Source organism: uncultured Parabacteroides sp. (assembly GCF_902493135.1).
Lineage (GTDB): Bacteria > Bacteroidota > Bacteroidia > Bacteroidales > Tannerellaceae > Parabacteroides.
In genome coordinates this window covers 1-6,958 of record NZ_CABUOD010000083.1, presented here as the reverse complement: position 1 = coordinate 6,958, position 6,958 = coordinate 1, and the positions used below count along the sequence as shown (strand labels likewise).

General features: G+C 49.3%; 7 protein-coding genes and 1 tRNA gene. 5 read left to right on the top strand and 3 right to left on the bottom strand.

The window, feature by feature from the left end; all coding sequences use genetic code 11:
* Window positions 1-95 precede the first annotated feature (95 nt).
* The gene (locus RDN79_RS18795; protein WP_298554299.1) at window positions 96-2,333 is read left to right on the top strand and encodes a VapE domain-containing protein; all 2,238 of its coding nucleotides are present in this window, start codon (window positions 96-98) and stop codon (window positions 2,331-2,333) included.
* Between the two features lie 227 nt (window positions 2,334-2,560).
* On the opposite strand, the gene RDN79_RS18790 is transcribed toward RDN79_RS18795, so the two are convergent.
* Both RDN79_RS18790 and RDN79_RS18785 read right to left on the bottom strand, forming a co-directional pair.
* Window positions 2,561-2,785 (bottom strand): hypothetical protein, encoded by a 225-nt coding sequence (locus RDN79_RS18790; RefSeq protein ID WP_298554296.1) that lies wholly within the window; start codon window positions 2,783-2,785, stop codon window positions 2,561-2,563.
* A 77-nt stretch (window positions 2,786-2,862) separates the two neighbouring features.
* Window positions 2,863-3,087: a DUF4248 domain-containing protein gene (locus tag RDN79_RS18785; protein ID WP_298554294.1), complete on the bottom strand. Its 225-nt coding sequence runs from the start codon at window positions 3,085-3,087 to the stop codon at window positions 2,863-2,865.
* Between the two features lie 253 nt (window positions 3,088-3,340).
* Here RDN79_RS18785 and RDN79_RS18780 point away from each other — a divergent pair, with 253 nt between their 5' ends.
* Together RDN79_RS18780 and RDN79_RS18775 are read left to right on the top strand one after the other, a co-directional pair.
* Window positions 3,341-3,790: an HU family DNA-binding protein gene (locus RDN79_RS18780; RefSeq protein ID WP_186931089.1), complete on the top strand. Its 450-nt coding sequence runs from the start codon at window positions 3,341-3,343 to the stop codon at window positions 3,788-3,790.
* A gap of 93 nt (window positions 3,791-3,883) precedes the next feature.
* The gene (locus tag RDN79_RS18775; protein ID WP_298554290.1) at window positions 3,884-4,336 is read left to right on the top strand and encodes a glucosaminidase domain-containing protein; all 453 of its coding nucleotides are present in this window, start codon (window positions 3,884-3,886) and stop codon (window positions 4,334-4,336) included.
* 180 nt (window positions 4,337-4,516) lie between these two features.
* Here the strand turns inward: RDN79_RS18775 and RDN79_RS18770 are convergent, their stop codons facing one another.
* Window positions 4,517-5,596 (bottom strand): mannose-1-phosphate guanylyltransferase, encoded by a 1,080-nt coding sequence (locus RDN79_RS18770; protein WP_298554287.1) that lies wholly within the window; start codon window positions 5,594-5,596, stop codon window positions 4,517-4,519.
* A gap of 178 nt (window positions 5,597-5,774) precedes the next feature.
* Between RDN79_RS18770 and RDN79_RS18765 the strand changes: the two genes are divergently transcribed.
* Both RDN79_RS18765 and RDN79_RS18760 read left to right on the top strand, forming a co-directional pair.
* A tRNA-Leu gene (locus RDN79_RS18765) sits at window positions 5,775-5,858 on the top strand.
* A 166-nt stretch (window positions 5,859-6,024) separates the two neighbouring features.
* Entirely contained in the window at window positions 6,025-6,834 is an 810-nt protein-coding gene (locus RDN79_RS18760; RefSeq protein ID WP_298554282.1) for a Fic family protein, read from the top strand.
* Window positions 6,835-6,958: the final 124 nt, after the last annotated feature.

Here is a 6,958-nt window from a genome sequence, read left to right as displayed (position 1 = left end):
CGTCAGCCTCCTGGATGCAGCCAAACGATTCCTTTCGGAAGAGTGAGCGGCATCCCTTTTTTGCTAATAATGAGTAAAAAGGGTGAGGTAAAAAAATGAAAGTACGTACTTTTGGACAGATGCCGGACGAACCGGCATTACACATACAAATACAATTTGTCATCATGGTACAAGCAAGCATTTTCGCTTCGTTCAAGAACTACCTGGGAGACTCTCCTCTGGTAAAAGTGTTAACCGACATCCGTGAAGGCCGCTACGGGCCGCCTGTCTTGGAGCTGCGCAAAAAACTGTCTGACGGCGACAAGGATGGCGCCGAACAGATCAAGAAAGGGCTACCCGCCTTCACCGTCTCGGCTACCTATAAAGGCAGGCGTACGAAAGCTCACCTGACCGGCTATAACCCGTTGCTGATCCTCGATCTGGACGGGCTTCAACCCGACCGCATCGAGGGGCTGAAGCTGTTGATCGAGGGAGAACCTTACACGGTCGCCTGTTTCCGCAGCCCGAGTGGCAACGGCCTGAAAGCGATTGTCTGGAATGCGGCCGGATTGCCCCTCGACCCCGCGAACCACCGGAAAGGATATGATCGGATCAAGGCCCACTACGAGAGAGTGCTGGGAGTCGAAATCGACGCTTCGGGCAGCGATGCGGGGCGCCTGTGCTTTGTTTCGTACGACAGCGCCCTGTATATCTCGCCCCGTTTCGAAGCCTGGCTGAACGGCTCCGGAGAATTGCCGGGCGACATCCCCGTCCTGTCTCCTGTGCCGCCAGACAAGCCTTTGATGTCCGTCAGCAGGTTGTTTGCGCGGGCCAGACGGCGTACGACAAGCAAATACAAGTATGCCGACGGAAGCCGCAACAACTATGTCCATCTCTTCGCTTGGCATTGCAACCGCCTCGGAGTCCCGAAGGAAGAGACGGAGGGGTATTGCCGGTCGAACTTCGGCGACCTGCCGGAGGAGGAGTTGCGGCAGGCTGTGGCAAGCGCCTATTCGCACGTCGAGGAGCAGGGGAAGGACAACGACGGAGGGCGCCCAAGGAAGGACAACGACGGAGGGCGCTCTGGGGAGAAGGTGGAACGAGTACGCGAATACCTCTCCGAACATTTCTACTTGCGCAAGAACGTCGTGCGCGGCTTGGTGGAATACCGCCAGAAGAAGAAGAAGGGCTACGGCTACCTGCCGGTGACGGACTACTGGGAGAACTCCGTCTGGAGCAAACTCCAACTGGACGGATGCTGCATCAAGCAAAGCGAGGTGCATGCGGTCGTGCATTCCGATTTCAGCCGGGAGTATAACCCCTTTACAGCCTATTTCGAGAACCTTCCGCCGTGGGATGGCGTGACGGACCATATCGCCCGTTTGGCAGCCACAGTGCGGACGTGCAAGCCGGAATTCTGGACTGCCTGCCTCCGTAAATGGCTGGTGGCGGCTGTCGCTTGTGCCATTGACGACGGGCAGGAGAATCATTCCGTCCTGCTGCTCAGTGGCGAGCAGGGGATCGGCAAGACGACCTGGTTCCGCCGGCTGGTTCCTCCCGCACTGTCCGCATACGTCTTTTCGGGTAATGTGGACCCCTCGTCCAAAGACGCCTTGTTTCTGCTCTCGGACTGTTTTCTGATCCTCCTCGACGAGCTTTCGGGGCAGAGCCGTATGGAGTTGAACCGTCTGAAGGCGATGATCACGAAGGATGTGGTGCGCGAACGCCGGGCGTATGCCCGCAATGCAGAGGTTTACGTGCGCCGCGCCTCGTTTGCCGCGACGGTCAACGACAGCCAGGTGCTCACCGACCGTACCGGATCGCGCCGTTTCCTCTGCTTCGAGGCGCAAGCCATAGACTATAGTACCCCTGTCGATCATGTCGGTGTTTATGCGCAGGCGTTGGCGTTGTATCGTGGCGGTTTCAAATTCTGGTTTTCCGATACCGACATCACCGATCTGAACGTAAACAACGAAGCCTTCCAGCAGAGCAGCCCGGAAGAGGAACTTTTCTATACTTATTTCCGCCGTCCGGAACGTTTTGACGTTCCACTTTTTCTGTCAAGTAGCGAAATAATGGCCAAAATTAGCCTCTACGCACGGTTATCGGTGACCGGAACGAACGTGAATAACATCGGAAAACTGCTGACCAGAGACGATTTTGAATACAAAATACGGAAGGGAAGACGCCTTTTTGCCGTAGTTGAGCTAACTTTTGAACAGGTGAAGGCACGCCAAATGGGGATATCGGGCGATGATGCCGGGGAAGGTCGTGAAACGGATAAAGATGTTTATCTTTTAGATAAACAGGATGATACGGATGTGGACGACCCGGATTTGTTTCATCAGCATTGAGAGCTGGGGTGGACGTGGTGGACGTAAAAATGCAGTTTTGTAAACTTATATACACTATGGTCATGGTCATACCCCCTCTTTTTAACCATAACCATAGTGTATAAAGTCTTGAAAACGCAAAATAACGTCCACCACGTCCACCCCTTCCGGGATCCCTGTCCGAAATGAAGCGGTTCTTGTCCGAAAAAATAGGGGACGGGAACCGTTAATATATGAAACGGGGGATATTATCTCAATCTGATTTGCGTATCGATAAAATAAAGTTGTCCATCTATCCCATGAAGAACATTATTGGGCACAGCATCAAAAATTTCATATTCTTTCAGCCTTTCAATCTGTTTTCTCTTATAGCCTTCTGTTTGTTCAGCATTTCCTGCTGACTCTTTACTTCCTCCAACGAGATTGGCTGCTTCTTCCAAGATTCGATTGATTGCAAAGTTGTCTCCATCCATTGCTTATGAAATTCATTAATATAAGTTCGTTCCATTTTTCAACTGTATTGAATAGACAACACAAATGTATATAAAAATTACGGTTCCCCCAAATGCTCCACAATGCAGCCCACCATCTTCGGGGTGAAGCAGCGCAGCCCCGGACGGTAGCCGAGGACTGTCAGTTTTTCTTTGAGTGCTCCCTGGTAGTTGATCCAGCGCCAGAGCTGCATGATGGCGGCGCGGTGAGTGAGGTGCGGGTTGTATAGGCCGGCCAGTTCGCCTACCCCGTAGGCGCGAATGCGAAAGGTTGTCGTTCCCATGTCTTTCTTTGTTTGTATGATCTCCTAAATGTACGAAATAAATAGCAATATATCAAGTGAATAAGGCGGAAAATACTTGTTTCATGGAGGCTCTTTGGGGTACGGTTTCCGAGTGGGGAATATTGATAATGATAGAAAGAGGCTGTGTCGTCACGTCACGTCTTCCCTGTCTTCGGGCGGGGGTGGGCGGTGAAGTATCTTTACATTGTAATCAGTTACAAAACAGTTTATTAATCATCTAAAACGTAGAGTTATGGGAGTAAAGTATCATTTGGTTCTCCGTAAGAACATGAGTAAAGATGTAGAGCAGGGAAAGGAGAAGCTCTATTATGCGCAGACACGTGCGACCGGGGTTTGCACTTTCGAAGAACTGTGCGATTCGATCGCGGAAAGTTCGACCGCTTCGAGCGGTGATGTCAAATTGGTGATAGACCGTATGACCAAGTTTATGGCCAAGGCTTTGGAACGCGGCGAAGTAGTGCAGTTCGGCGAGTTGGGCAACTTTCAATTCCTGTTGGGCAGTTCCGGCAGTGTGACTGTGGAGGATTTCTCGGCCTCGCAGCTTCGTAAGCCCCGCCTTTGTTTCCGGCCGGGAAGCTTGTTGCGCAATCTGACGCAGACGGTGAAAGGCGAACGCTTGACGCTCGAACCTGCTGCTTCAGGCGGGTCCGGTGGCGAAGAGGAGAGACCGGGGGAGCTGTAGGGAATTAAGAATTAAAAATTAAGAATTAAAAAATAAGAGTGGTAATCGTAGGGGGCGGGGGTTGCCCGCCCTTTTTTAGGGGAGGTGAAGGAAATGGAAAAGCGTTTATTTGTAAAGATGTATGGGGAGGCGGCGCGGACGGCGGGGGAGTTGTTCGGGATGAATCCGGTGGTGATATTGGCTCAGGGGGCGATCGAGTCGGGATGGGGCGAGAGCGTGCTGGCGGTGAAGTTTCATAATTTCTTCGGGATCGCGGGCTACGGGGTGGCGAATGCTTACTGGCATGGGGGAAAGACGGACTTGGGAAACGGGGGATTGCTGTTCCGCCGGTATGACACGCCCGAACATAGTTTTATGGATTTTGCCCGTCTGGTCTCTTCCGCCTATCCCCAGGCTGCGGCAGTCAGCTTCTATCCGGAAGCGTATGCGCAAGAGATCGCCTACAGCCGGTATATCAGTGAAGCGAACGGGGACAACAGGGCTGCGTATTGCCGGACGCTGAGGAGGATCGCCGTCGACATCGGGCTAATAGCATCATTTAAATAATTGTTTAATCTGAAAAAAAAGGAGAATGCGTATGAGTAAAGTAAGGTCGATTTTAGAGTTTGTGAAGTCGCTGATCGAGTTTCTGTTGGGAATCAGGAAATAGTTGGAAGGTGAAAGTTGAAAGGTGAAAGTTAAATACCGCTTGTCGTAACTTTCACCTTTCACCTTTCACCGTTCGATTCAATTAAACTCTTTGCCATATTTCATCTGGGCATCGGCAACGAATTGTTTGATGCGTTGTTCGTCCTCTTTCTTGCAGATCAGGAGGACATTGCCGGATTCTGCCACGATGCAATCATGGATGCCCTGTATGACGGCGAGGCGTTTCGGATTGTCGAGGGCCACGATGTTGCCGCAGCTTTCGTACATCATCGCTTCGCTTTTCAGGAGCGCGTTGTTTTGCTCGTCTTTCTTCGCCAGGTCAAACAGCGATCCCCATGTTCCGAGGTCGGCCCAACCGAAGTCGACGCACAGCATATATACGTTGTCCGCTTTTTCCATGATCCCGTAGTCGATGGAGATATTCAGGCAGTAAGGGAAGTTCTCGGCGATGAAATCGCGTTCTTCCGCCGTGTTGAACTTGTCTTTGCCCAAATCGAAACGGAGGGAGATGTCCGGGAGGAATTTGGAGAAGGCTTCCAGGATGGCGTTGACGTTCCAGACGAAAAGGCCGGAGTTCCAGAAGAACTCGCCGCTCTCCATGAACACTTTCGCCAGTTCCAGATCCGGCTTTTCAGTAAAAGTCTTCACTTTCGTGAATTCGCCCAGCATGATATCGCTGCTTTGGATGTATCCGTAGCCTGTTTCGGGACGGCTGGGTTTGATGCCTAACGTGACCAGCGCATGGTTGTCTTTTACGAAGTCGAGACTTTTCTGCACGTCTTTCAGAAAGACGTCTTCTTTCAGGATCAGGTGGTCGGAAGGAGCGACGACAATATTCGCATTCGGGTTGCATGCCTTGATGTGGTAGGCCGCATAAGCAATGCAAGGAGCTGTGTTACGACGTGCCGGTTCCAATAATATCTGCGAATCTCCCAACTCAGGCAGTTGCTCTTTTACAAGAGAAGCGTATTGCTCGTTCGTTACGATATATATATTTTCGATCGGAATAATCTTGGAGAAGCGGTCGAATGTCATCTGTAGCAATGACCGGCCCGTACCGAAAAAGTCAAGAAACTGTTTAGGGTAACTTTCTCTGCTGAAAGGCCAGAAACGGCTTCCGATCCCGCCGCCCATGATAACGCAATAATTATCTTTCATGATGATCCAGGTTGTTTTTAGTTATACTCTTACAAAGTTAACGAAATATTCCGGGATTTCGTCTATCCGCATATCCTAAGAAGATATAAAATGAAAAAAAAGAGGAAAATGCTTGCAGGTTTAAAAATAATGCCTACCTTTGCAACGCAATTGAGAAACAAACTTACTCAAAGCAAATGCCCAGATGGCGGAATTGGTAGACGCGTTGGTCTCAAACACCAATGGATTCACTTCCATCCCGGTTCGATCCCGGGTCTGGGTACTAAATAAAAAGCTAAGCGTTGGTAACCGGCACTTAGCTTTTTTTCTTTTCTCCTGATTTCACTTGCACGTGTAAAATAATAAAAAGAAAGTAGTTGATTCACTTGGCAGAATGTTATATCAAAAGTATTTTTGAAGGAAATAACAATTAAGTTTGTCAGTAAGCAATGGAAACAGTTATTTGGCAAGAGATAGAGCAACTATATCAGAAGTTCGTGAAACTCGGTATCGGTGAAGCGGTGGACTACGAAAAGTACTACCTCTATTCTCTTATTGCCCACTCTACCGCCATCGAAGGCTCTACGCTGACAGAGATAGAAGCCCAGCTGCTGTTTGACGAAGGTGTGACAGCTGGCGGCAAACCGCTCGTATATCACTTGATGAATGAGGATTTGAAGAAGGCATATGAGATGGCAAAAGAAGAAGCAAAGCGTAAAACTGCCATTACCTCTTCTTTCCTACAAAGGCTGAACGCTACTTTGATGCGCACTACAGGGAGCCTGCATAACGTAATGGGCGGTTCTTTTGATTCCTCGAAAGGCGAGTACCGCCTGTGTGGAGTTACGACTGGTATCGGTGGACGTTCTTATATGAATTATCAGAAAGTGCCTGCTAAAGTTGCCGAGCTATGTAATCAGCTGCAAAAACGCATCAATGCCGTATCTACCATTCGGGAGCAGTACGAACTTAGTTTCAATGCCCATCTGAACTTGGCAACTATTTATCCGTGGGTGGATGGCAACGGACGCACTTCCCGATTGCTGATGAACTATATCCAGTTCTTTCATAATCTTTTCCCGGCTAAGATATTCAAAGAAGATAGGGACGGATATATCCTTGCCTTACGACAGTCGCAGGAAGAGGATAGCAATCTGCCTTTCTTGGCGTTCATGGCAAGTCAGTTGAGGAAATCCCTCTCTTTGGAGATTGAGAGGTTCAATGCTTCACAGAGGAAAGGATTTGGTTTCATGTTCTGAATTTATTCCATTTCAAATTCAGCTTACAAGTTAATTTCATTTTGCTTTTCTGTAAGAATGACTTACTTGCCAATAATCATAAAGACATATATAAAATGAAAACAAGTTCCAAATAAATATAGAT

What these genes read in the sequence shown, in the direction of transcription:
- RDN79_RS18795 (WP_298554299.1), top strand. Translation starts at nt 96, where the DNA reads ATGAAAGTACGTACTTTTGGACAGATGCCGGACGAACCGGCATTACAC.
- RDN79_RS18790 (WP_298554296.1), bottom strand. Translation starts at nt 2,785, where the DNA reads ATGGATGGAGACAACTTTGCAATCAATCGAATCTTGGAAGAAGCAGCC.
- RDN79_RS18785 (WP_298554294.1), bottom strand. Translation starts at nt 3,087, where the DNA reads ATGGGAACGACAACCTTTCGCATTCGCGCCTACGGGGTAGGCGAACTG.
- RDN79_RS18780 (WP_186931089.1), top strand. Translation starts at nt 3,341, where the DNA reads ATGGGAGTAAAGTATCATTTGGTTCTCCGTAAGAACATGAGTAAAGAT.
- RDN79_RS18775 (WP_298554290.1), top strand. Translation starts at nt 3,884, where the DNA reads ATGGAAAAGCGTTTATTTGTAAAGATGTATGGGGAGGCGGCGCGGACG.
- RDN79_RS18770 (WP_298554287.1), bottom strand. Translation starts at nt 5,596, where the DNA reads ATGAAAGATAATTATTGCGTTATCATGGGCGGCGGGATCGGAAGCCGT.
- RDN79_RS18760 (WP_298554282.1), top strand. Translation starts at nt 6,025, where the DNA reads ATGGAAACAGTTATTTGGCAAGAGATAGAGCAACTATATCAGAAGTTC.